Origin of the sequence: Pseudarthrobacter sp. NPDC058196, assembly GCF_042882685.1 — a bacterium.
GTDB lineage: Bacteria > Actinomycetota > Actinomycetes > Actinomycetales > Micrococcaceae > Arthrobacter.
This window is the reverse complement of sequence record NZ_JBHVVN010000003.1, coordinates 331833-353839: the sequence shown is the minus strand read 5'-3', so window position 1 is coordinate 353839 and position 22007 is coordinate 331833. Positions and strand designations below refer to the sequence as shown.

Sequence of the window (22007 nt, the reverse complement as noted above, 5' to 3'; positions counted from 1 at the left end):
AAAGTCAGCGTAACTCCAAGTCCTGGGTTTACGCAGGCCCGGGGCCGGCAGCGTCCAGCGCGTCGAGCAAGGAGGCGGCAGCGGCCGCGGGATCCGCCGCCTCGGTAATGGCACGGACCACCACGATCCTTCGTGCACCAGCCTCCGCCACCTGGTGAACGTTCCCGTGGTCGATGCCCCCGATGGCAAACCACGGCACCGGGTTGGATGCCTCCGCGGCGGCCCTGGCGGCATACTTGACCAGGTCAAGCCCGACGGCGGTCCGGCCCGGTTTGGTGGGCGTGGCCCAGACAGGTCCCACACAGAAATAGTCCAGGTGGGAGGGTCCGGCAGCGGCGGCGAGTGCGGCATCGACCTGGTCCGGGCTGTGGCTGGACAGCCCGACGGCGGCATTGCCGTTCACCAGCGTGCGGGCGGCAGCCAGCGGAAGGTCCTTTTGGCCGATGTGGAACACCGGTGCGCCGGACAGGACAGCGATGTCGGCCCGGTCGTTGACGGCCCACAGCCGCCCGTGGCGCACCGCCGCATCCTTCAAGACCGCCAGCAGGTCCAGTTCCTCTGCGGCTTCAATGCCCTTGTCGCGCAACTGGATAATGTCCACGCCGCCGGCGAACGCGGCATCCACGAACCGGGCAAAGTCGCCGCGGTCCCGGCGCGCGTCCGTGCAGAGGTACAGTCGGGCCGCCCCAAGGGCAGGAAAGGAGGAAGGGGACATATTCATGCCTGCCAGCCTAGTTCCTCTAAACTGGGCTGGTACTGCGGGAGCCCGCGGCAGCTGTCACAAAGCGCCGGGCTGAGAGGGCGTCAGAGCCGACCGCTTGACCTGATCCGGCTAATACCGGCGTAGGGAAGGAACCACGCCATGGCTACCTCCAAGAACTGCCTGCCCGGGCCTGCCGACGACGCCATCCGGGCCGACGTCGCCGTCATCGGTGCGGGAGTGGTGGGACACGGAATCGCCTGGGAAGTCCAGCGCTCCGGTCGGTCCGTTGTGCTCATCGATGACGCACCAGGGGCCGGCGCCAGCTGGGCCGCTGCCGGCATGCTGGCCCCCGTCAGCGAGCTGCACTACCAGGAAGAGGACCTCCTGGACCTCATGCTCGACGCATCATCCCGTTGGCCTGGCTTCGCTGCCGGCGTCGCCGCCGCCGCAGCCGGTGCCGGGACCGGCTACCTGACGACCCCCACCCTCGCCGTCGGTGTCGACGCCGCAGACCGGCGGGCGCTGATGGACCTGCGCGCAGTGCAGCAGGCCAGCGGCCTGGAGGTGGAACCGTTGACCGTGCGTGAAGCCCGCAGCCGCGAACCCCTGCTGAGCCCGGGGATCTCATGCGCGCTGGACACCCCGGCGGACCACCAGGTGGACCCGAGGAAACTGATAGCGTCCGTGCGGCTGGCCCTCGCCGCAGGAGCGCGCGAAACCCCGGAGCTGGCGGTCGCCGGCGCCGGTGAGGGGTATGCAGTACCGGAACGCGCGGCCGGACTGCTGTGGAGAGACGGGACGGTGGCCGGCGTCCGCCTGGGGAGCGGCAGCACTGTCCTGGCGGCGGAAACGGTGGTGGCCAACGGCCTGCACGCCGCGTCCCTGGACGGCCTGCCCCACGGCCTTGAACTGCCTCTGCGCCCGGTGCACGGGGACATCCTCCGGCTTTCCGTGCCCCGGCACCTCCGCCCGCTGGTTACCGCCACGGTGCGCGGGCTGGTCCACGGGATCCCGGTGTACATCGTGCCCCGGGAGGACGGGACGGTGGTTATCGGCGCCTCCCAACGGGAGGACGCGCTCTCCGACGCCGTGAGCGCCGGCAGCGTGTACCAGCTGCTCCGGGACGCCCAGGCGCTGGTTCCCGCCGTCGCCGAACTCGAACTCCTGGAATGCACCGCCCGTGCGCGCCCCGGGACCCCCGACAATGCACCCCTGCTGGGCCGGGTTGCGGTGTCCATGGGATCCGGCGGTCCAGCGGACGGGCACATACCGGGGCTGATCATCGCCACGGGGTTCTTCCGGCACGGAGTCCTGCTCACTCCTGCCGCAGCGGCGATCTGCGCAGCACTGCTGGACGGCGCAGCCGATCCCCGCTGGGCGCCGTTCAGCCCGGACCGTTTTTCCAGGCCGGCCGTGGCCGTACCAAGCCCCCACATGAAGGAGACAGCGTGAACATCACCCTCAACGGAAACCCGCACTCAGTGGACGACGGCGCCTCCATCACCACGCTCGTCAGCCAGGTCACCGGGCGGCCGCTGGCTCCCAACGGCCAGGCGACGGACGGCGGGAAACTGGGCGTCGCCGTCGCACACAACGCCCAAGTGGTGCCGCGCAGCCAATGGTTCGGTACCGCGCTCGCCGACGGCGACGACATCGAACTCGTCACCGCAGTTCAGGGAGGCTGACACCATGACCGAAACCGGCACCATCAACACCGCAAGCCACGCCGCCGACGACGCACTGGTGATCGACGGCCTCGCCCTGGGATCCCGGCTCATCATGGGCACCGGCGGTGCGCCCAGCCTGGACGGACTGGGCGCCGCGCTCCTGGCCTCCGGCACGGCGCTGACCACAGTGGCCATGCGGCGCTACTCAACAGCAGAAACCGGCTCGCTGTTCCAGCTGCTGGTGGACCACGGGATCAAGGTCCTGCCCAACACCGCCGGCTGCTTCACCGCCCGCGACGCCGTCCTCACCGCGGAACTGGCCCGGGAAGCGCTCGAAACCGACTGGGTGAAGCTGGAGGTCATCGCCGACGAACAGACCCTGCTGCCGGACGCCGTGGAACTTGTTGACGCCACCGAGCAGCTGGTCAACCGCGGCTTCAAGGTCTTCGCCTACACCAACGACGATCCGGTGCTGGCACTGCGGCTGGAAAACCTTGGCGCCACCGCCGTGATGCCCCTCGGCGCACCGATCGGCACCGGACTGGGCATCCTGAACCCGCACAACATCGAGCTCATCGTGTCCCGCGCCTCGGTGCCCGTGGTCCTGGACGCCGGCATTGGCACAGCCTCCGACGCCGCCCTGGCCATGGAGCTGGGCTGCGACGCCGTTCTGCTGGCCACGGCCGTGACGCGGGCGCAGAACCCGGCTCTGATGGGCGAAGCGTTCAAGCACGCCGTCATTGCGGGCAGGCTGGCGAGGGCTGCCGGACGCATCCCGCGCCGGGAACACGCCCTTGCGTCATCGGCCATGGAAGGCCGGGCAGAGTTCCTCTAGGCCGTTAAATAACTGTGGCCACCACCCGTCGGGGTGGTGGCCACAGTTAGCGTCAGGGGCGGTTCAGCTCCGCAGGACCGCGTTCAGCCGCTCGACGTCATGGCGTGCACGGGTGCGGCCCAAGTACACGACGACGGCGATGGCCGCAGCAGTACCGAGGACGATCGGCAAGACCCAGGGAAGCCACGTCAGCCCCGGAAGGTAGCCGAAGCCTGCCGTCATAAGGATGATCCACGCCATCGCGGCAACCCCCACCGCGATACCGGCAGGCACGCCTGCGCCGTACCGGGCGTGGCGTTTGTCATTGGCCCAGACGATGAACCCGGCGGCGAGCGTGGCCAGCACCACGATGGTCAGCGACAGCATGGATCTCCTTGGAACGTGCGGGCGGCCTAGAACTGGCCGAAACCTACGCGGCGGACCTCTTCGGCGCCGATTTCCACATACGCCAGTGCGCTGCCGGGAACAATGATCAGGCGTCCCTTGTCATCCTTCAGGCGCAACTGGGTGCCTTCGTTGATGGCTTCACCAACAGTCTTGGCCACCGTCTCAGCATCCTGCGCTGATTCGAGCACGATTTCGCGGCCAACGTTTTGAACGCCGATCTTAATTTCCAAGGGGGCCTCCCAGCCTGGTTTGTCGATGATGTCTTATTTGTAGTCTAGGACTCTTTGGGGAAGCGAGAGATTCCGCGCCAAGCTAAACGGTAGATAAGGTCGCTGGCCACGTTGAGGTCCAAGTTGCCGTCCGTTTCCAGCCAATACCGGGCGCTGACCTGCGCCATCCCGGCGAGGCCGCGGCCCAGGAGTTCCGCCTCCAGGTGGGGGAGCTTGGTGTCCTCGGCAATGACCCGGGCGATGGCGTCCGCGAAGGTCCGGTTGAAGGTCTCCAGCCTGGAGCTGACATCGGGATCATTGATCAGGTCCGATTCGAACACCAGGCGGTGCGCCTGGTCGTCGTTGGCGATGAAGTGGAAGTAGGCGCGCATCACGGCCTGCACGCGCTCGTCGTTGTCACTGGTGGAGTTCAACGCGCCCAGCATCAGCTCGGTCAAGGACGTCAGGTGGCTTTCCAGCAGGGCCAGGTACAGCTCACGCTTGGACGGGAAGTGCTGGTACAGCACGGGCTTGCTCACATGGGCAGTCTCTGCAATTTCGTCCATCGCGGCCCCGTGGTAGCCATTGGCAACGAAAACTTCCTGCGCGGCGGCAAGCAACTGCGCACGGCGCTCGTCCCGTGGCAGCCGGGCGGACCGGTGGCCTGCGGGGCGGGAGGGAATTTGCGGTTCGGCCGCGGGCGGGCGGTCAGCCCGTGCTTCAGGGACCACAGTTGTCCTTCTTTCCATTGCAGTTACATTCACTTTACTGCGGGGTAATATGACCCGGCGGTATCCCGGGGCATACATTGAAGTATGGCTTCGACGTTCACCGCAAATGTTTCAACCCATTCCCTGGATCCGCTGGTGGAACCGGCTGCCGGACTGACGTCCGCCGAGGTGGAACGCTACTCCCGGCACCTGATCATTCCTGAGATCGGCGCGCTGGGGCAGCGGCGGCTCAAGAACGCCAAAGTGCTGGTCATCGGAGCCGGCGGCCTCGGTTCACCAGCGCTGCTGTACCTCGCCGCGGCAGGGGTGGGCACGTTGGGCATCATCGACGACGACGTGGTGGACCTGAGCAACCTGCAGCGCCAGGTCATCCATGGCGTGGAGGACGTGGGAAGGTCCAAGATCGAGTCGGCCCGCGATGCCATTGCCGCACTGAACCCGCTGGTGGATGTCCGGCTCCACAACGTGCGCCTGGATTCGGGCAACGCGCTTGAGCTGTTCGCGGAGTACGACCTCATCCTGGACGGTGCTGACAACTTCGCCACCAGGTACCTGGTGAACGATGCCGCTGCCATCCTGGGCAAGCCTTACGTGTGGGGCTCCATCTTCCGTTTCGACGGACAGGTGAGCGTCTTCTGGGAGAAACACGGCCCCACTTACCGCGACCTCTACCCTGAGGCCCCTCCCGCTGGTTCCGTGCCGTCCTGCGGCGAGGGCGGCGTTTTCGGCATGTTGTGCGCCGCCGTGGGCTCCCTGATGGTCACCGAGGCAGTGAAGCTGATTACCGGCGTCGGGCGCTCCCTGCTGGGCCGCGTGGCACTGTTTGACGCCCTGGGCGGCAGCTGGCGGGAGATCCGGGTGTCCAAGGACCCCGCGGCGCTGCCTATCACCGAGCTCACGGACTATGAGGCGTTTTGCGGGATTGCCCCGGCGTCCGCCGCAGACACGGAACACACCATTACCGCGACCCAACTGGCCACCATGCTGGCGTCGCGGAAGGCCGGGCTGAAGGACTTCGAACTGGTGGATGTGCGGGAGGCCGGCGAGTACGACATCGTCCGGATCGACGGAGCCAAGCTCATTCCGCAGGGACGGATCCTGGCGGGGGAGGCCTGGGGCGAACTCCCGCAAGACCGGGACATTGTGTTCCACTGCAAGGCCGGGACGCGCTCGGCGAACGTCCTCGCGGCGGCGCGCCAGGCAGGCTACGAGCGGGTCAGCCACCTCGACGGCGGCATCCTCGCCTGGGTGCGCGAGGTGGAACCCTATAAGCCCGTCTACTGACCGAGACGCCCGCTCACCTTTGACATCAATTTCCCGAACGCCCGCTCACTTTCTTGAAGGAAGTGAGCGGGCGTTGCGTCAAATGGGGAAGGAAGTGAGCGGGCGTTGCGTCAAATGGGGCAGGAAGTGAGCGGGCGTTGCTGCCGGGATGTCAGGCGGTTTCGCGGCCGGTGTGGTCCACCGGGCATTCGGCCTCCGCTCCGGCGGCCGCCGAAGCGGCCCCCGGCTGCTCGACGGTGATGCCGTAGAGGGCTTCCAACGCGGCCACGTAATCATCCTGCTGCCCGTTGGCGGCAAGTTCGCGGGCGCGGACGGTGGGAACGTGCAGCAGCTGCTTGACCATGCGGCGGAGCGCGAACTCAACTTCTTCTGCGGCGGCAGTGCAGCCGTGGCGGGCGCGGACCTTTTCCATCTCCGCGTCCAGCACGTTCATGGTGTGGCGGCGCAGGGCAACAATGGCGGAGTCCACGGAGCGGGCTTCGCGTTCCTGTTCGAACGCCCTGGCGGCACCGTTGACGATGCCGCTTGCCTGGGTCAGCGACTCGGCCTGCTCCTGTGGGGCCGCGAGGCGCACCGATTCCAGGGTGAGCAGCTCGACGCCGTCCAGTTCGCCGACGGCGGGGTCGAAATCGTGGGTGAGGGCAAGGTCGATGGCGATCAGGGGCTGTGGAGCATCCCCGCGGACCTGGGCCAGTTCATCGGCTTCCACCCGGGTGTCCGAACCGCTGCAGCCAATCATGACGTCAGCGGCAGCAACTGCCGGACGCAGGGATTCGACGTCCAGTGCCGTGCCGCCGCGTGTTGCCACGAATCCTTCGGCCCGCCCTGACGACGAGTACACGCTGATGTCTCTGCAGCCGCGTTCGCGGAGGAGGGCCATGGTGGCACCCGCGTAGGCGCCAGTTCCGAAGAGCACTACCTTTTTGGCGGACCAGTCGGGGCTTTCGGAAAGGTCGGTGGCAAGGTCCAGGGCTACCGAGACGATGGAGAGGCCACGGGAACCCAAAGCGGTCTGGGCGCCGACGTCCTTGGCGGTCTTGGACGCCGCCTGGAAGAGCCGGACCAGTCCTGCGCTGGCGGTGCCGTCGTGCTGGGCGGTAATCAGTGCCCGCCTCACCTGCCCGGCAATTTCGCGTTCACCGACGACGGCGGAGTCAAGCCCGGCGCTCACGGCGAACAGGTGCTGGGTCACCTCGGGCCCGGTGCGGGTATTGAACGAACGCGAGACCAGGGGTTCAGCCAGGCCGCTGGCCTCGCTGATGCGGGCGACGAGGGCGGCGCGGGCAGCCTCGACGTCGGCGGCGTTGGGGGCTTCGCCGTAGATTTCGAAGCGGTTGCAGGTGGCCAGGACCACTGCGCCGGCCACGGCGGGGGATTCGATGAGGGTGGACGCGGCAATCCCTGAGGAACCGTTGCTCAGCTGAGCGACGGTTTCAAGATCGATGTCGGCGTGTGTAGCCACCAATGAGAAAAGAACCACAGCAGACCAATCATAGCTTTTTCGTTGCCCGGTAGAACAACTGCGGGAAAGGATAGTCGCCACACCCTGCGGTGATCCCGGACACCTTCCTGCCGCCGGGGCTGGAAGGCGACAGGTTGTCGTTATCTTTTGCAGCTCTTTTTGGGCACAATCAAAAGCATGACTCCTAGCCCTGCCGTCTCCGCTGCCGGCGTCCTCGCCGCAGACCATCCACTGATGGACGGCCGCACAGCGGACTCACCGCTGATCACGGCCTACCGCGGAGGCAAACCCTCCCGCCGTCCCGTCTGGTTCATGCGGCAGGCGGGCCGGTCGTTGCCGGAGTACCTCAAGGTCCGCGAGGGTATCGCCATGCTGGACTCCTGCCTCCGGCCTGAGCTGGCCTCGGAGATCACGCTGCAGCCCGTACGCCGCCACGACGTCGACGCCGGCATCTTCTTCTCCGACATCGTCATTCCGCTGAAGCTGGCCGGCGTCGGCGTTGACATCGTGCCCGGGGTGGGGCCGGTCCTGGACAAGCCCGTGCGCACGGCCGCCGACGTTGCCGCCCTCCCGCAGCTGACGTGGGAAGCGCTGGAGCCCATCCGCGAGGCCGTCCGCCTGACCGTGGCTGAACTGGGCAGGACGCCGCTCATTGGTTTCGCCGGCGCCCCCTTCACGCTGGCCGCGTACATGGTGGAAGGAAAGCCGTCGCGCGACCACCTCGGCCCGCGAACCATGATGCATGCGGATCCGGATACCTGGAACGCCCTGGCCAACTGGGCCGCAGACGCCTCCGGCATGTTCCTCCAGGCGCAGCTCGAAGCGGGTGCCTCGGCAGCCCAGCTCTTCGACTCGTGGGCCGGCTCCCTGGGCCTGGCCGACTACACCAAATACGTTGCGCCGGCGTCCACCCGGGCCCTTGACCACGTCCGCCACCTCGGTGCTCCGCTCATCCACTTTGGTACCGGCACCTCCGAACTGCTGGTGGCCATGCGTGATGTTGGCGTAGACGTGGTGGGGGTGGACTACCGGCTGCCGCTTGACGAGGCGAACCGCCGGCTGGGCGGAACGGTTCCGCTGCAGGGCAACATTGACCCGGCACTGCTGTCAGCCCCTTGGAACGTCCTCGAAACCCATGTCCGGGAGGTCATTGCAGCCGGTTCCGCCGCCCCCGGCCACGTCCTGAACCTCGGACACGGCGTGCCGCCCGAAACGGATCCTGCCGTCCTGACCCGGGTGGTGGAGCTCATCCACTCCATCCCGCCGGCGTAAACCCATGGGCAAGTCTGCGGCGAAGCCCGGCACGGCCCTGGTGGTGGGCGGCGGGATCTCCGGGCTCCTGTCCGCCCGGGAACTCGCCGCGGACGGCCATGATGTGACCGTACTCGAGGCCGGTGACACTTGGGGAGGCTGTGTTGGCAGCCACACCGTGGCCGGCCTCACGCTGGACAGCGGCGCGGAGTCCTTCGCCACCAGGTCCGACGCCGTAGCACGCCTTGCCGCCGAACTGGGCCTGGGCGGAAGGATTGTTTTGCCACGCCCGGGCGGTGCCTGGGTCCAGCTTCCCGACGGGCCCCGCGAATTGCCCAAGACCGGCGTGCTGGGCATCCCGGCCAACCCCTGGGACCCGGAGGTCCGGCGCACCCTGGGCATCGTGGGCTCCATGCGTGCCTCGCTGGACCGGCTCCTGCCGGCGTCGGTGGGCGCCGGTACCGGCGTGACCAGCGTCGCTGCCCTCGTCCGGGCACGGATGGGCGCGCGGGTGCTTGACCGGCTGGTTTCGCCCGTCGTGGGCGGTGTCCACTCCGCGGATCCGGGGCTGCTCGACGTCGATATGGTGGCACCGGGCCTTCGCGCCGGGCTGCGCAAACACGGTTCCCTCGCTGCCGCGGTGGCGGCGCAGCGTCGACCGCCAGGCGCTGCGGGAATGTCCAGTCCTGGCCAGCCCGCCAAAGCCGGGTCCGCCGTCGCCGGCCTCGAAGGGGGCATGCACACCCTTGTGGATGCCTTGGTGGCTGATCTCCGGCGCCGTGGCGTAACCCTTCTGGCGGGCACGGCGGCGGCGGCCGTCAGCCGCACTCCCGAGGGCTGGCGCGTCGAGGCCGCCGGCGCGCCGTTCACTGGCGACCTGCTGGTCATGGCCGTCGACGGTCCGGCCGCCGTCGGACTCCTGGAAGCCGCGGTACCTGCGATCGCCGGGAAGCAGCCGGCCTCGGGGCCGGACGTCAAACTTGTCACCCTGGTGTTGGACCAGCCGGACCTGGACCGGCGGCCACGCGGAACGGGGATCCTGGTGGCTCCGCAAACCCCCGGCGTTGAGGCGAAGGCGCTGACCCATGCCACCGGCAAATGGGACTGGCTCGCCGCCGCTGCCGGCCCCGGCCGCCATGTGGTGCGGCTGTCCTACGGCCGGGTGGACGGTGCCTCTTCGCAGCCCGGCGGCCCGGACTCCGACGACGAGCTCTTCGCGGCGTCGTTGCGCGACGCATCAGCATTGCTGGGAGTCCCCATCACGGCGGGTGACATCCGGGACTGGGACGTGGTGCGGTGGCGCGGGTCCCTGCCCTTCGCAGCGGTGGGACACCGGGCGCGGGCGGCAGCCATCCGGCAGGCGTGTACGGCAGCCGGCGGCCTGGCCGTCGTCGGCGGCTGGGTGGCCGGGAACGGCCTGGCTGCCGTTGTTGCCGATACCCGGGAACAAATTGGCCAACTGACCGGCGCCTGATTGTCGCCGCTGGTCAGCGCGTCGGGGCGCCTTGGCGGCGCCCTTCAGAACCTGCGGCCGGGCCGTTCCCGGCTTTCAATTGGGCCGGCGTTCTGGTTAGGGTCGATGACTATGGTTCAACACAGGTCCGAGTTTTCAATGTCCCGGACCGGTATCCATGGGGGACTCCGGCGAGGCGCCGCAGCAGCGGCCGTCGGAGCGGTACTGGTTCTTTCCACCGGCGTCCAGGCGTCCTTGGCCGACGACGCAGTCCCGCCCGAGGATCCCACGGCACAAACGTCGCTGAGTGCCGGAACAACAGCGTCCGCATCCGTCACGGCGGGAGGTTCGCTGTCCGCGCTGCTTCCCGACCTTCCGCTCCCGAGCACCTCCGGGGCCCCTTTGTCTCCGGCCGCGCGGACCCCCACGCCGACTGCACCTGCGCCGTCGTCGTCCCCGTCATCCGCCCGTCCCGCCCCCGCCACAGCCCCGGCGCCCGCCACGGGCCCGGGAGCCGGCACGGTGGCCGGCTCCGCTGCGGCGCCGTCCTCACCGGCCCCGGCGGCTCCCCAGGCGGCGGTCCCTCCGGTTTCCGGCGCGATCGATGCGGGCGGGGGATCCAGCGCCGCAGCGGGAACGTCCGGCACGGCGGCCGCCGACGCTGCAGCAGGCCCGGGAAACTCCGCCCCGGCTGCCGCCGGTCCGGAAGCCAGCGGGGCTCCGTCAACCGGCCGGCCGTCCGGCACTGCCCTGCAATCGGGCGCCCAGCCGTCCCCGGCAGCCCGCACCGCGCAGTCGGCCGGAGTACCGGCGAGCCCCGGCCGCCCGGTTTCGTCCATCGAGGCCCTGCCAGGTGTGCCCGATGCCATGGTGTGGCTGGGAGTCGGGCTCGTTGGCGTGGGGACTGCCGCGGGCCTCGTGTTCTTGCGCATGCGCCGGTTGTAAAGGCCGCCCAGCGTGACCCACGGAGCAGGATAATGTGACATTGCTCACTTCTACGAGTTGTAGAACTGTTCGGTTTCCACTTGGTGGCGGTGAAGGGGCAAACTGGTAACCATGAGCCACACTTCTGCCGAATCTGTCACTAAAACCGAAGAATCAGCCGAGCAGTTCTTTACCCTCTGGACGGTCTTCAAGCGGTCGGAGTCCGTGGTCCGCAGCGCAGATGCTGCCGCCGACTTCGAAGCCCTGCTGGAGCGGCTCGCCGAGGCGGGTGTGACGCACCGGGGCAGCTACGACGTCTCCGCCATGCGTGCCGACGCCGACGTGATGGTGTGGCTCCACGGGCCCAAGCCCGAGGCGCTGCAGCAGGCCATCCGCGACATCCGCCGCAGCACCCTCTTTGCCGGGACCGAAATTGTCTGGTCCGCCATGGGTGTCCACCGCGAGGCCGAGTTCGCCAAGAACCACACGCCCGCCTACTCCCGGGGCGTGGCTCCGGCCGAGTGGCTCTGCGTTTACCCGTTCGTCCGCTCCTACGAGTGGTACATCCTCCCGGAGGAAGAACGTGGCGCGATGCTCCGGGACCACGGCCTGCTGGGACGCGACTTCCCGCAGGTCATCTCCAACACTGTTTCCTCATTCGCGCTGGGCGACTGGGAATGGATCCTTGGACTGGAAGCGCCGGAGCTCGTGGACCTGGTGGACCTGATGCGCCACCTGCGCGCCACCGAGGCACGCAACCACGTCCGTGAAGAAGTGCCCTTCTACACCGGCCGCCGGATCACCGCCGACGAGGTTGCCGAGGTCCTCGCATGAGCCCGCTGGATCCGCAGGCAGCGCTCAACCCCGTCACGGAAGCCGGACGCATGGAGCCGAAGAATTACGACGCCGTCCTGCTCGCCTCGTTCGGCGGACCGGAAGGCCAGGACGACGTCATTCCGTTCCTCCGCAACGTCACCCGAGGCCGCGGAATTCCGGACGAGCGGCTTGAAGAGGTCTCCCACCACTACCGCGCCAACGGCGGCATCAGCCCCATCAACCAGCAAAACCGCGAGCTCAAGGCAGCCCTGGAGGCCGAGCTGGCGTCCCGGGGGATCGACCTTCCCGTCCTGTGGGGCAACCGCAACTGGGCGCCCTACATCCCGCAGACACTCCAGGAAGCGTACGACGCCGGCCACCGCCGGGTGCTGATGCTCACCACGAGTGCCTACTCCTGCTACTCCAGCTGCCGCCAGTACCGCGAGGATATCGGCATGGCCCTGACCGAAACCGGCCTGGACGGCCGGCTGGAAGTGGACAAAGTACGCCAGTACTTCGACCACCCCGGTTTCGTGGAGCCGTTCGTGGAGGGTACCTCCGCAGGCCTGGCGGACGTCTCGGACAAACTGGCGGCTGCGGGTACCCCGGAAGCTCCCGTCCACGTCCTGTTCGCCACCCATTCCATTCCCACCCGCGACGCCGAGGCCGCCGGCCGTTCCGCGGGCGAGCCGCGCGAGTTCGAGGAAGGCTCAGCTTACGTGGCCCAGCACCTGGCCAACGCCGCCGCGGTCATGGACCGGGTCAAGGCGGAGTCCGGCCTGGCAGCTCCGTGGTCCCTGGTGTACCAGTCCCGCTCCGGCGCCCCGCACGTTCCGTGGCTGGAACCGGACATCAATGACGCCATCGAGGAACTGGCAGGCCAAGGGGTCAAGGGAATCGTCATAGTTCCGCTGGGCTTCGTCAGCGACCACATGGAAGTCGTCTGGGACCTGGACACCGAAGCCATGGAAACCTGCGCCAACCTCGGACTGGCCGCCACCCGCGTCCCCACTCCCGGCACGCACCGCGCGTTCGTCGACGGCCTGGTGGACCTCATCTGCGAGCGGACCGTGGCAAACAACATCAGCGACCGCCCGGCCGTGACGGATCTTGGCCCCTGGTACGACGTGTGCCGGCCCGGCTGCTGCGCCAACTTCCGTGGCGAAAAGCCCACCATTTCCGGTGCCGACACCACTGTGGGAACCGGGCACGACCCCTATCCCACCGGCACGGCCGGGGAAACGGCACAGCAGTGACTGTCCGGATCGGAACCCGCGCCAGCAAACTCGCCTTGACCCAGACCCGGCAGACCGCGGACCAGCTGGCCGCCGTCGGGGGCTTTCCGGTGGAACTGGTGCATATCAGGACCGACGGCGACGTCCTCACCGGATCGTTGTCGCAGATGGGCGGCACCGGCGTCTTCGTCGCAGCATTGCGCGATGCCTTGCTGCGCGATGAGTGCGACGTCGCCGTCCACTCGCTCAAGGACCTGCCCACCGGTGCGGCCGTGGGGCTGAGCCTGGCAGCGACGCCGCGGCGGGTGGACGTGCGGGACGTCCTGTGCGCCCGCGACGGACTCAAGCTGGCCGACCTGCCGGCCGCAGCCCGGGTGGGCACAGGTTCACCCCGGCGCGCGGCGCAGTTGCGTGCTGCCCGGCCCGACCTGGACATCATCGATATCCGCGGCAACGTGGACACCCGCCTGGGCCGCGTGCCCGGACTGCCCGGCAACTCCACTGACCAGGTGGTGCCCGGAAAATCCTGCGACCTCGACGCGGTGGTCCTCGCCGCCGCCGGACTGGAACGCATCGGCAGGCTGGACAGCGTCAGCGAATACCTCGAAACGGACGTGATGCTGCCCGCCGCAGGGCAGGGATCATTGGCGATCGAGTGCCGCACGGCCGATGCCCCGCCGAAACCAGGTTCCACCGAAGGATCCCGCGAGGTACTGGCCCAGGCGCTTGCGGCCCTGGATGACCCGGACACCCGCCTGGCGGTCACCGCCGAACGGGCCCTGCTGGCCCGGCTCGAAGCGGGCTGCGCCGCACCGGTAGGGGCCTACGCCTACCGGAAAGGCAGCATGCTCCACCTGGAAGCGGTGGTGTGCGCCGTGGACGGCACCGCCACCGTGCGGGACAAGCGCGCCACGGACGGACTGACGGAAGTCGGCGCCACGTTGCTGGGCATCGAACTGGCCGAAGTCCTGCTCGCCGCCGGAGCCGCCGATATCGCAGACCTGCAGGCGTCCTGACCTGGCGATGACGCAGCCTTCGCCGAGCCCCGGACCGGACATGCCGCGCAGCGGTCAACCATCCGGCGGCGGACCCCTGGCTGGTGCCAGGGTGCTGGTCACCCGGAGCCCGGAACGCGCTGCCGCCCTGGTGGACGCCCTGGCACGGGCAGGCGCCGCGACGGTGCTGCTGCCGCTGATCGACTTCGAACGGGCTCCGGACCAGCACGCGCTGGACGTCGCCTGCGATGCCCTGGCCGCCGGCGCCTTTGACTGGCTGGTGCTCAGCAGCGCGACCACCGTGCACGTCCTGCTGGAAAAGGCCGCAGACCGGGGCTTCGGCCTGGATGGACTGATCCCCGCCGGGACGCGCATCGCGGCCATCGGGCCGGCGACGCGCAGGCTCCTGGAATCCGGTGGCCTCACGGTTTCCCTTGTTCCGGTGGGGGAGCAGTCGGCAGCGGGCTTGCTGGGCGTCTGGCCGGGAGGCGGCAGGATCCTGTTGCCGCAGGCCGACATCGCTGCTGCCACACTGGCCGATGGCCTCCGGGGGGCAGGAGGCGATGTCACGACGGTCACTGCCTACCGCACCGTGGACTTCCCGGCGGCAGCGGAGCGCCGGCTCGCCGTCCATGCGGACGACGGCGGCGCACGCCGGCAGCCGCCGTCGTACTCCCTCCTCACACCGGAAGCCGCAGCGGCGGAGATCGTCGAGGGGCGCATCGACGCGGCCATTGCCGCCTCGCCCAGCGCAGTGCGCCGGCTCTCGGCCCTCGCGGGCCGCCCGGGCTGCCGGCTGGTCGTGATCGGCCGGACGACGGCGGACCAGGCCGCGGCGCTCGGCCTGGAGGTTGCTGCGGTGGCGGACGAGCCCACCCCTGACGGGCTGGTTGCCGCGGTCGCGAAGGCCCTCAACCCGCCCTGACCGGCCCGCCCGCCTCCCCGCTCCCCAAAAGCCTGACGAACTACGCGAAGGACAGGACCCATGACATTCCCCAACCAACGCCCCCGCCGCCTGCGCACCACCCCCGCCATGCGCCGGTTGACCGCAGAAACCCGGCTCGCGCCCGCCGAACTCATCCTCCCGGCCTTCATCCGGGAAGGCCTCACCGAACCCAACCCCATCACGTCCATGCCGGGCGTGGTCCAGCACACCACCGACACGCTCAAGCGGGCCGCGGCGGAAGCGGTGGAACTCGGCCTGGGCGGCATCATGCTCTTCGGCATCCCGGAAACCCGCGACGCCGAAGGTTCGGCTTCCCTTGACCCGGACGGCGTGCTGAACAAGGCCATCCGGGACGTCCGCGCCGAAGTGGGCGACGACCTGGTGATCATGAGCGACGTCTGCCTGGACGAGTTCACCGACCACGGACACTGCGGAGTGCTCGACGCCGACGGTTACGTGGACAACGACCGCACCGTGGAAATCTACGCCCGGATGGCCGTGGCGCAAGCTGAGGCCGGCGCCCACATGCTGGGCCCCTCCGGCATGATGGATGGCCAGATTGCCGCCATCCGCTCAGCCCTCGATGAAGCCGGCCACCTCAACACGTCGGTGATCGCCTACTCCGCCAAGTACGCGTCGGCGTTCTACGGACCGTTCCGGGAAGCCGTGGACTCCCAGCTCAAGGGAGACCGGCGGACCTACCAGATGGATGCGGGCAACCGCACCGAAGCCCTCCGCGAAGTGGAGCTGGACCTGGCTGAAGGCGCGGACATCATCATGGTCAAACCGGCCATGAGCTACCTCGATATCGTGGCCGACGTCGCCGCGATGAGCCCCGTGCCCGTGTCCGCCTACCAGATCTCCGGCGAGTACGCGATGATCGAGGCCGCTGCAGCCAACGGCTGGATCGACCGCCGCGCCGCCATCACCGAGTCCGTCCTCGGCATCCGCCGGGCCGGCGCCCACATGGTCCTCACGTATTGGGCCGCCGAACTGGCCGGCTGGCTCAAGGAATCCCGGTGACGGCCGCCCAGGCCGCGGGCCCCACGGCGCCGGTGGGGGATGACCGCATCCTCCTGGGACTGAACACCTTCGGTGACGTTGGTGAGGCTCCCGACGGCAGCCCGCAGCCGCACGCCGAGGTCCTGCGCCAACTGTTGGAACAGGCTGAACTGGCGGACGCCGTCGGGCTCCACGCCTTCGGTGTGGGGGAGCACCACCGCAAGGACTACGCGGTGTCCGCGCCGGAAGTCTTCCTCGCGGCGGCGGCGGCACGCACCACCCGCATCCGCCTGGGCTCCGCCGTGACCGTCCTCAGCTCGGACGACCCCATCAGGGTGTTCCAGCGCTTTTCCACCGTGGACGCTGTCTCCAACGGCCGGGCGGAAGTCATGCTCGGGCGCGGATCCTTCATTGAATCCTTCCCGTTGTTCGGCCTGGACCTGGCCGACTACGAGGTCCTGTTCGAAGAGAAACTCGAGCTGTTCGACAAGGTCCGTTCACAGAAGCCTGTGCACTGGGAAGGCCGCACCCGCCCGGCCCTCGCCGGACTGAGCGTCTACCCGCCGCTGGAACACCACCTCCTGCCCACCTGGATCGGGGTGGGCGGCACCCCCGAATCCGTCCTGCGGTGCGCCCAGTACGGCTATCCCATCATCTTCGCCATCATCGGCGGCCAGCCGCGCGGTTTCCGGCCCCTCGCAGACCTCTACCGGGAGGCGATGGCCAAGTACGGACACCCGATGCAGCAGATGGCCACGCACTCGCCCGGCCATGTGGCCGATACCGACGAGCAGGCCCGCGAAGAGCTGTTCCCGCACTGGTTGAAGCTGCGCAACAAGCTCGGTGCCGAGCGCGGGTGGGGACCGGCCGGCCGCGGCGAGTTCGATGCCCTCTGCTCGGCCGAGGGCGCCCTCTACGTCGGCTCGCCGGAGACGGTGGCCCAAAAGATCGTGCGGCTCAAGCGCAACCTGGGCGTTGACCGCTTCGACCTGAAATACAGCAACGGACCTTTGCCGCATGCGGCCATGATGCGCTCCATCGAACTGATGGGCACGGCGGTGGCGCCCCGGGTGGCCGAGCTGCTCGCCGGCTAACTGAGCTTACGGCTAACTGAGAGAATAGGAACCATGACTTCCAGCAATCCTCGCAACGAGGCACTCTTTGACCGTGCCCGCCAGCTGATGCCGGGCGGCGTCAACTCGCCGGTCCGCGCCTTCGGCTCGGTCGGCGGCACGCCGCGGTTCATGGTCTCCGCCAAGGGCCCCTACCTGACCGATGCCGACGGCAAGGAATACGTGGACCTGGTCTGCTCCTGGGGACCGGCCCTGCTGGGCCACGCCCACCCGGCTGTGCTGGATGCCGTCCACGCCGCCGTCGACCGTGGCCTTTCCTTCGGCGCGTCCACCCCTGACGAGGCAAACCTGGCGGCCATCGTCCAGGAGCGCGTGCCCGCCGTCGAACGCCTGCGGATGGTGTCCACCGGCACCGAGGCCACCATGACGGCGGTCCGGCTGGCCCGCGGCTTCACCGGCCGCAACCTGATCATCAAGTTTGCCGGATGCTACCACGGCCACCTCGACGGGCTGCTGGCTGCCGCGGGCTCCGGCGTGGCAACCCTCGCCCTGCCGGGGTCCGCCGGCGTCACGGAAGCGACCGCCGCCGAAACCCTGGTGCTGCCCTACAACGACCTCCAGGCCGTCGAGGAAGCATTCGCCGCGCACGGACAGCACATCGCGGCCGTCATCACCGAGGCGGCGCCGGCCAACATGGGCGTCGTCACCCCCGGCGAGGGCTTCAACCTGGGCCTCTCGCGGATCACCCGCGAGCACGGCGCGCTCCTCATCGTCGATGAGGTCCTGACCGGCTTCCGCACCGGATACTCCGGCTACTGGGGCCTCACCGGCGGCGCCCCCGACGCCGAACAACCCTGGACCCCGGACCTGCTCACCTTCGGCAAGGTCATCGGCGGCGGAATGCCGACGGCGGCCCTGGGCGGCCGTGCCGACGTCATGGACTACCTCGCGCCCACCGGACCCGTGTACCAGGCCGGGACGCTGTCCGGAAACCCGGTGGCGATGGCCGCCGGCGTAGCCACCCTGACCCACGCCACGCGGGATGTCTACTCCTTCATTGACGTCCGCTCGCTGGAACTGTCGTCCGCCGTCTCCACCGCCCTGGATGCCGCCGGGGTGGACCACTCCATCCAGTTCGCCGGGAACCTCTTCTCGGTGGCCTTCGGAACCTCCGCCCACGGCGTCCACAACTATGCCGATGCCCAGGCGCAGGAAACGTTCCGCTACGCGCCGTTCTTCCATTCCATGCTGGAATCCGGGGTCTACCTGCCGCCCTCGGTGTTCGAGGCCTGGTTCCTCTCGGCCGCGCACGACGACGACGCCATGAACCGGATCTACGACGCCCTCCCGGCCGCAGCCAGGGCCGCCGCAGCCGCCCAGGCCTAGGACCGCCGTCGGCAGTTAAACAGACAATCCCCGTCTCCCGGACAAATCCCCCCTGCGTGCAAGGGGGGAAAGTCCGGGAGGCGGGGATTTTCGGTTCGCGCCTGCCTGGCTGCCTACAAGACGTCGGCGAGGAAGCCCTTCAGCCGGTCCGTCCGTGGCTCGGTGAAGACCTGCTCAGGAGGGCCGGACTCCACCACCACGCCGGCGTCCATGAACGTCACCGCGTCCGAGACATTGCGGGAGAAACCCATCTCGTGGGTGACAACCACCATCGTCATGCCGCCCTTGGCGAGGTCCGCCATGAGTGCCAGCACGCCCTTGACCAGCTCAGGGTCCAGCGCGGACGTCGCCTCGTCAAAGAACATCACCTCCGGCTTCATGGCCAGCGCGCGGGCAATGGCGACGCGCTGCTGCTGCCCGCCGGACAGGTTGGCCGGCCGGGAATCAGCCTTGTGCTTCAACCCGACAAGGTCCAACTGCTCCAGGGCCTCGGCCCGCGCTTCCTCCTTGGAGAGCTTGCGCAGTTTCCGCAAGGCAAGGGAGACGTTCTCCACCACCGTCTTGTGCGGGAACAGGTTGAACTGCTGGAACACCATCCCGATTCGGCGCCGGAGTTCATCCGGGTTGTCCTTCAGGACCGAACGGCCATCCAGCAGGATGTCCCCCTGATCCGGCTCGATCAGCCGGTTCATGACCCGCAACAGGGTGGACTTGCCCGACCCCGACGGGCCAATGACCGAAGCCGTAGTGCCCTGCGGCACATGCAGGTCGATGCCCCGCAGCACGTGGTTGCTGCCGAAGGAAAGGTGGATATTCTTTGCGCTCAGTGTTCCGGACGTGAACTCGCTCATGCCTGGGCACCCTTCCCGACGACCGCTGCAGCTTCGTCCGGCTCTTTCTTTTCCGGCCGTCCGGTGCGGAGGCGCCTGTCGATCCAGTTCACGAAGTGCGTCAACGGAACGGTGAGCACCAGGTAGAAAACAGCCGCAGCGACGTACGGCGACAGGTTGCCGCTGGTGGACGCCGCGTCCTTGCCGATCTGGAAAATCTCCCGCTCGCTGGCCAGCAGCCCGAGCATGAAGACCAGGGATGACTCCTTGATCAAGGCGATGAACTGGTTCACCAGGGCCGGAAGCACGCGCCGGACACCCTGGGGCACGACCACCAGGCGCATGGCCGGGCCGTAGCCGAACCCCAGGGCCCGGGTGGCTTCGAGCTGTCCCTTGTCCACGCTCTGGATGCCGGAACGGAAGATCTCGCCGATGTAGGCGGCCGACATCAGGGACAGCGCGGCGATTGCCATCGGGTAGGGGCTGGTGGATCCGGTCCACTGCCGGACGATCGGCCCGAAGCCCAGCCCGATCACCAGGATGGTGAGGATGGGCGGCAGCCCGCGGAGCACGTCCGTGTAGATGCGCGCGACCCAGCGGGCCCCGGCGTTCCGGGAGATCCCCATCAGCGCAAGGAGCATGCCGAGCACTGTTCCGATGACGCCGGAGGAGACGGCCAAAACGAGCGTATTCGGAAGCCCGACGGCGAACATTTTGGGCAGGACGGCGCCGATGGCATTCCAGTCAAGGAAGGTATCGGAGAGTAGTTTGAGGATGTCCATGGAACGCCCGGGTTACTTCGCGGGAACCTGGACGGCTTTGCTGCCCGGCTTCCAGCCTTGCGGGGTCTGCTCGGCAGCCGTGGGACGGTCCGTGTACCACTGCGCCGTGAGCTTGGTCCACGTGCCGTCAGCGATAACGGCGTCGAGGCCCGCGTTCAGGGCGTCAATCAGTGGCTTGTTGTCCTTGTTCACTGCGTACGCTGTGAAGTTCTGGGTGTTGACCACCTTCTCGGCAATCTTGGTGTTGTCGCCGTCCTTGACCTGCCCGGTGGCCTGCTGCGAGGGTGCCACCCAGGCGTCAACCTGGCCGGACTTCACATTGGCGTAGACAGTGTTGTAGTCCGGGAACCGGACCGGCTCGAGACCCAGGGTGTTCGTGACGTAGTCGTCCTGCACCGTGCCCTGGACCACGCCGATGCGCACGCCGTCCTTGAGGTCGGCGAAGCCCTTGACCTTGGAATCGTTCTTGGTAACGACGGCCATGTAGCCGAAGTCGTAGCCGTTGGTGAAACCGACCGTCTCACGGCGCTTGTCCGTGGTGGAGATCGAGGACGATCCGACGTCGAACTGCTTGTTCGCCACCTGGGACAACAGGGCCGAGAAATCGGTGGAGGCGAACTCGACCTTCAGGCCCAGCTTGTCACCGATGGCGCGCAGGAGTTCGTTGTCGTAGCCGGTGAACTTGCCGGAAGGGTCAATGAAGATGTTCGGCGGGGCATCGGAGAGGGTGCCAACGCGCAGGGTGCCCGCGGTGATGAGGCCGAGCTTGGTCTTGTCGATCTTGTCGATCGGCGTGACGTCCGCGGTGGTGTACTTGTCCAGCGTCTGCTGGTCGCTGCCCTTCAGGGCGTCGGTGGGGGTGCCGCTCGGCTGGGAGGAGCCGCCGCAGGCCGCGAGCGAAACCGCAAGGGCGAGGGCAACGGGAGCGGTTGTGAGCCACTTCATCGCTTTGATTTTCATCAGGTTGTCACTTTCATTGAGTCCTAAGTCGACCGGGCCGCGGGGCTGCGCTGTGGCGCCTGGCACCTGCTCCCGGCGCTGGTCCAGCCGGGCTGGGCAGGCGGTGACCGCAAAACTTTATTGTCTCACCAGCGCAATTAGGGGCTGTGAGCTGAAGAAAGTGCCGTTTTTGAGTAATTCAGCCGAATACTGATTAGTTATCTGGCCCAGTCCGAGACGATCCGAAGCGCTTTTCGGCCGCTGCATCGAATGATCCGCCGACCTGAGGGGGGACTTTCATTAAGTAACGTGACTGTGACATGCCTCCCAATCCGGCACGCCGCAGGCGCTTAGAAGCCGACGGCAGTGGCGTCCTGTGGCGGCAGTACCGGCCAGTCGCCCTCGATCACGGCCGCGTGCTTGGTCTTACGGAGGTAGCTCTGGAAGTCGGCGGCCTGGGTCGTGGCCCATTCGATCTGCAGCTGGTGCAGGTTGCCTGCCGGCATCTGCAGTTTGGGGAACTTCCCGGCCATCGCATCGAGGACGCGGAGGGTGGCTAGAGCATCGGCGGCGGAGGTGTGCGCATTGTCCAGGTTCACGCCGTATTCCTCGCAGAGAGCTGTAAGCGTGCGTTTGCCCTTGCGGTACCGGTCCACCTGTTTGTTCATGATGTACGGGTCCAGGACCGGGAACCGGTGGAGTTGCGGCACCCCGTACCGCGCCGACTCTGCGGCGAGGACGGTGAAGTCGTAGCTGGCGTTGAAGGCGATGACCGGGATTTCCGAGTCGAACAGCTCCTGCAGGACGGCGGCGACCTCCCGCGTCACCTCGTGGGCCGGCCGTCCGTCCCGCCTTGCCTGCTCCGTGGTGATGCCGTGGACATCACTGGCCTCCGTGGGGATTTCCACACCCGGGTCCGCGAGCCACTCGTGCTCCTTGATGACCCCGCCTTCATGGTCTACCACGGTGATCGAGGCCGTGACAATCCTGGCCGCCCGCGAATTGCGGCCAGTGGTTTCAAGGTCAAATGCTGCGCGGGGGAGGGTATGCCAGGAGCTCATGGTTCAACGCTAAGGGGACCCGCCGACAATTTCGTG

At 68.0% G+C, this 22007-nt stretch carries 23 protein-coding genes and 1 riboswitch; of the genes, 14 read left to right on the top strand and 9 right to left on the bottom strand.

Annotated elements, in window-relative coordinates:
* Positions 1–28 precede the first annotated feature (28 nt).
* The gene (gene thiE / locus ACFVVC_RS06630; RefSeq protein ID WP_387450394.1) at positions 29–721 is read right to left on the bottom strand and encodes a thiamine phosphate synthase; all 693 of its coding nucleotides are present in this window, start codon (positions 719–721) and stop codon (positions 29–31) included.
* A gap of 27 nt (positions 722–748) precedes the next feature.
* A riboswitch (TPP riboswitch) is annotated at positions 749–868 on the top strand.
* On the opposite strand from thiE, the gene thiO reads away from it, so the two are divergent.
* The 3 genes from thiO (at position 863) to ACFVVC_RS06615 (ending at position 3205) form a co-directional block, all read left to right on the top strand.
* Positions 863–2155, top strand: coding sequence for a glycine oxidase ThiO (gene thiO / locus ACFVVC_RS06625; protein ID WP_387450392.1), 1293 nt, complete (start codon positions 863–865; stop codon positions 2153–2155). Its footprint overlaps the riboswitch before it by 6 nt.
* Positions 2152–2388 carry a sulfur carrier protein ThiS gene (gene thiS, locus ACFVVC_RS06620; RefSeq protein ID WP_387450390.1) on the top strand — a complete coding sequence of 79 codons (237 nt, stop codon included), beginning with the start codon at positions 2152–2154 and terminating at the stop codon, positions 2386–2388. The genes thiO and thiS overlap by 4 nt, the downstream gene beginning before the upstream one ends.
* Before the next feature lie 4 nt (positions 2389–2392).
* A complete protein-coding gene (locus tag ACFVVC_RS06615) occupies positions 2393–3205 on the top strand; it encodes a thiazole synthase (RefSeq protein WP_387450388.1) in 813 nt (270 codons plus the stop codon).
* A gap of 63 nt (positions 3206–3268) precedes the next feature.
* Here the strand turns inward: ACFVVC_RS06615 and ACFVVC_RS06610 are convergent, their stop codons facing one another.
* The 3 genes from ACFVVC_RS06610 to ACFVVC_RS06600 are packed head-to-tail and all read right to left on the bottom strand — an operon-like array spanning position 3269 to position 4532.
* Entirely contained in the window at positions 3269–3571 is a 303-nt protein-coding gene (locus ACFVVC_RS06610; protein WP_387450386.1) for a hypothetical protein, read from the bottom strand.
* Between the two features lie 26 nt (positions 3572–3597).
* Positions 3598–3822 carry a DUF3107 domain-containing protein gene (locus ACFVVC_RS06605; protein ID WP_285244316.1) on the bottom strand — a complete coding sequence of 75 codons (225 nt, stop codon included), beginning with the start codon at positions 3820–3822 and terminating at the stop codon, positions 3598–3600.
* A gap of 44 nt (positions 3823–3866) precedes the next feature.
* Entirely contained in the window at positions 3867–4532 is a 666-nt protein-coding gene (locus tag ACFVVC_RS06600) for a TetR/AcrR family transcriptional regulator (RefSeq protein WP_387450384.1), read from the bottom strand.
* Positions 4533–4616: 84 nt separating this feature from the next.
* Here ACFVVC_RS06600 and moeB point away from each other — a divergent pair, with 84 nt between their 5' ends.
* Positions 4617–5816 (top strand): molybdopterin-synthase adenylyltransferase MoeB, encoded by a 1200-nt coding sequence (moeB, locus tag ACFVVC_RS06595; RefSeq protein WP_387450382.1) that lies wholly within the window; start codon positions 4617–4619, stop codon positions 5814–5816.
* A 151-nt stretch (positions 5817–5967) separates the two neighbouring features.
* Here the strand turns inward: moeB and ACFVVC_RS06590 are convergent, their stop codons facing one another.
* Positions 5968–7296, bottom strand: a complete 1329-nt coding sequence (locus ACFVVC_RS06590) for a glutamyl-tRNA reductase (protein WP_387450380.1) — start codon at positions 7294–7296, stop codon at positions 5968–5970.
* Positions 7297–7455: 159 nt separating this feature from the next.
* On the opposite strand from ACFVVC_RS06590, the gene hemE reads away from it, so the two are divergent.
* The 10 genes from hemE (at position 7456) to hemL (ending at position 18359) form a co-directional block, all read left to right on the top strand.
* The gene (gene hemE / locus ACFVVC_RS06585; protein ID WP_387450378.1) at positions 7456–8550 is read left to right on the top strand and encodes a uroporphyrinogen decarboxylase; all 1095 of its coding nucleotides are present in this window, start codon (positions 7456–7458) and stop codon (positions 8548–8550) included.
* A gap of 4 nt (positions 8551–8554) precedes the next feature.
* On the top strand, positions 8555–10003 hold the full coding sequence (hemG, locus tag ACFVVC_RS06580; RefSeq protein WP_387450376.1) for a protoporphyrinogen oxidase: 1449 nt from the start codon (positions 8555–8557) through the stop codon (positions 10001–10003).
* Positions 10004–10141: 138 nt separating this feature from the next.
* On the top strand, positions 10142–10927 hold the full coding sequence (locus tag ACFVVC_RS06575) for a hypothetical protein (RefSeq protein WP_387450374.1): 786 nt from the start codon (positions 10142–10144) through the stop codon (positions 10925–10927).
* 111 nt (positions 10928–11038) lie between these two features.
* On the top strand, positions 11039–11740 hold the full coding sequence (hemQ, locus tag ACFVVC_RS06570; RefSeq protein WP_387450372.1) for a hydrogen peroxide-dependent heme synthase: 702 nt from the start codon (positions 11039–11041) through the stop codon (positions 11738–11740).
* A complete protein-coding gene (locus ACFVVC_RS06565; RefSeq protein WP_387450370.1) occupies positions 11737–12978 on the top strand; it encodes a ferrochelatase in 1242 nt (413 codons plus the stop codon). The genes hemQ and ACFVVC_RS06565 overlap by 4 nt, the downstream gene beginning before the upstream one ends.
* Positions 12975–13973: a hydroxymethylbilane synthase gene (gene hemC / locus ACFVVC_RS06560; protein WP_387450368.1), complete on the top strand. Its 999-nt coding sequence runs from the start codon at positions 12975–12977 to the stop codon at positions 13971–13973. Before ACFVVC_RS06565 ends, hemC begins: the two co-directional genes overlap by 4 nt.
* A gap of 40 nt (positions 13974–14013) precedes the next feature.
* Positions 14014–14877, top strand: coding sequence for a uroporphyrinogen-III synthase (locus ACFVVC_RS06555; RefSeq protein ID WP_387450366.1), 864 nt, complete (start codon positions 14014–14016; stop codon positions 14875–14877).
* A gap of 60 nt (positions 14878–14937) precedes the next feature.
* Positions 14938–15921: a porphobilinogen synthase gene (gene hemB, locus ACFVVC_RS06550; protein ID WP_387450364.1), complete on the top strand. Its 984-nt coding sequence runs from the start codon at positions 14938–14940 to the stop codon at positions 15919–15921.
* Positions 15918–16994: an LLM class flavin-dependent oxidoreductase gene (locus ACFVVC_RS06545; protein WP_387450362.1), complete on the top strand. Its 1077-nt coding sequence runs from the start codon at positions 15918–15920 to the stop codon at positions 16992–16994. The genes hemB and ACFVVC_RS06545 overlap by 4 nt, the downstream gene beginning before the upstream one ends.
* 33 nt (positions 16995–17027) lie before the next feature.
* Positions 17028–18359, top strand: a complete 1332-nt coding sequence (hemL, locus tag ACFVVC_RS06540; protein WP_387450360.1) for a glutamate-1-semialdehyde 2,1-aminomutase — start codon at positions 17028–17030, stop codon at positions 18357–18359.
* Positions 18360–18472: 113 nt separating this feature from the next.
* Here the strand turns inward: hemL and ACFVVC_RS06535 are convergent, their stop codons facing one another.
* The 4 genes from ACFVVC_RS06535 to ACFVVC_RS06520 form a co-directional block, all read right to left on the bottom strand.
* The gene (locus ACFVVC_RS06535; protein ID WP_018760271.1) at positions 18473–19210 is read right to left on the bottom strand and encodes an amino acid ABC transporter ATP-binding protein; all 738 of its coding nucleotides are present in this window, start codon (positions 19208–19210) and stop codon (positions 18473–18475) included.
* Positions 19207–19971: an amino acid ABC transporter permease gene (locus ACFVVC_RS06530; RefSeq protein WP_018760270.1), complete on the bottom strand. Its 765-nt coding sequence runs from the start codon at positions 19969–19971 to the stop codon at positions 19207–19209. The genes ACFVVC_RS06535 and ACFVVC_RS06530 overlap by 4 nt, the downstream gene beginning before the upstream one ends.
* 12 nt (positions 19972–19983) lie before the next feature.
* Entirely contained in the window at positions 19984–20931 is a 948-nt protein-coding gene (locus ACFVVC_RS06525; RefSeq protein ID WP_387450357.1) for an ABC transporter substrate-binding protein, read from the bottom strand.
* 329 nt (positions 20932–21260) lie between these two features.
* Complete coding sequence (locus ACFVVC_RS06520) at positions 21261–21971, bottom strand: 3'-5' exonuclease (RefSeq protein WP_387450355.1); 711 nt, start codon at positions 21969–21971, stop codon at positions 21261–21263.
* Positions 21972–22007 lie beyond the last annotated feature (36 nt).